Source organism: Sphingobium sp., assembly GCF_033795625.1.
Taxonomy (GTDB): Bacteria; Pseudomonadota; Alphaproteobacteria; order Sphingomonadales; family Sphingomonadaceae; genus Sphingobium.
This window is the reverse complement of the sequence record NZ_JARYGI010000080.1, coordinates 1-1,361: the sequence shown is the minus strand read 5'-3', so window position 1 is coordinate 1,361 and position 1,361 is coordinate 1. Positions and strand designations below refer to the sequence as shown.

Genomic DNA, 1,361 nt, shown 5'->3' with positions numbered 1-1,361 from the left:
CGCCGTGCCGCACCTCGGCAGGAATCGGCTCGAAGAAGGCGTCGATCGCGGATTGGCGCGCCGAAGGATCGACCGGCGTAGGATCTTCGTCAGCCGGATAGAAATAGGCCGGCAGGCCATCGATCTGGTCGGCGTTGAAGACGATGTAGTGGCGTAGGAAGCGGATGCTGCGCTCGGTCTCCGCGCCGGTGACGGGGTCGGACTCCGTTTTCTTGAAGCTCGAATAATAGACCGAGAGCGAGCCTTGCTCGCCCCGGCGGACGTTGGCGCCCAGCGCCTCGGCCTGGCGGTATGTCATCCAGTAGCGCGACCGATAGCCGCGCACATCGGCAATTGCCCAAAGGTAGAGGACATTGATCCCCGTATAGGGCGTGCCGCAATGCCGAAGCGGTCGCCCGCCGGCGCCGGTGACCCGCCAGGGGCGGCTCCAGGGTGCGACGCCCTCTTCGAGCTTGCGGATGATGAGGTCGGTGATCTCGGCCGCGGCGTCGCGGCTCGGCTTCTGTTTGCTGCGCATGACCGTTGGTCCCGTGGTTTGGGCAAGGGAAGACCGCCGGCGCGAAGGAGCACCGGCGGTCTGTCGCTCAGGAGATGGAGCGCGCTTCAGGCGTCCGCGGGTTCGAGCGTCTCGTGATCGGCGCTGGGTTCGCCCTCCCCGTCCGAAGGCTCGACCTCATTGGCCTCGCCTTCGCCGTCATCGGCCTCGGTCGGGTCAGCCGGCGCTTCGGTGGCGGCGTCGAGGAAGCGCATCGCGTTAGGCACCCAGGCGAGTGCCGCCTCCTTGACCTCCGGCTCGACGATCGCCTCGCCCGCAAAGAGCTTCTGGCAGCTTTCCGATATTTCGGTCTTCTTGAGCGAGGTATGACGGACGGTCAGCGCCGGCCCGCCGATTTCGGTGAGCAGCGTGAGGATGCTGCCCTTGTTCACGCGGTCGAAGAAGTTCTCCGAGGTCGGCCGCCACCAGCTCGCGACGTCGATCTCGAGGATCGATGCAAGCCGATTGTGAAGCTTGATCTGCTCGTTCGACCAACCCGGCTTCGCCTCGAGCGACATCGCGACGATGTAGGCGAGCCAGTTGGCCTTGGTGTCGTCGTCGAGCGCGCGAAAGGCCTCGAACCGCGCAACCTCGCACTCGTGCTCCGTCCAGGCGGCGTCGAGACCGTCCTTCGCCTCGGCCAGATAATCGCGCGCGCGCGAGCCCGGAATGTCGCCAGAGGCGGGATCCTGCGGCGCGCTGGCCCGGATGGTCGTGCCGTACTTCACGGAGCTGAGGTAGCGGGACGCCGAGTTGGTCCGGGCGTCGACCATGACGAACAGCGCATAGTCGAGCGCGAGCGCCGGCTGCGCCAGGATGCAGGACG

The 1,361-nt window shown here is 66.6% G+C and carries 1 protein-coding gene and 1 pseudogene; both read right to left on the bottom strand.

Annotation, left to right across the window (positions count from 1 at the left end; genetic code table 11):
* Positions 1-517: ArdC-like ssDNA-binding domain-containing protein (locus QHC67_RS18620; protein WP_319296644.1), on the bottom strand; the 517-nt coding region annotated here is incomplete at its 3' end.
* An 86-nt stretch (positions 518-603) separates the two neighbouring features.
* Positions 604-1,361: pseudogene (locus QHC67_RS18615) on the bottom strand (chromosome partitioning protein ParB); the annotation flags it as partial.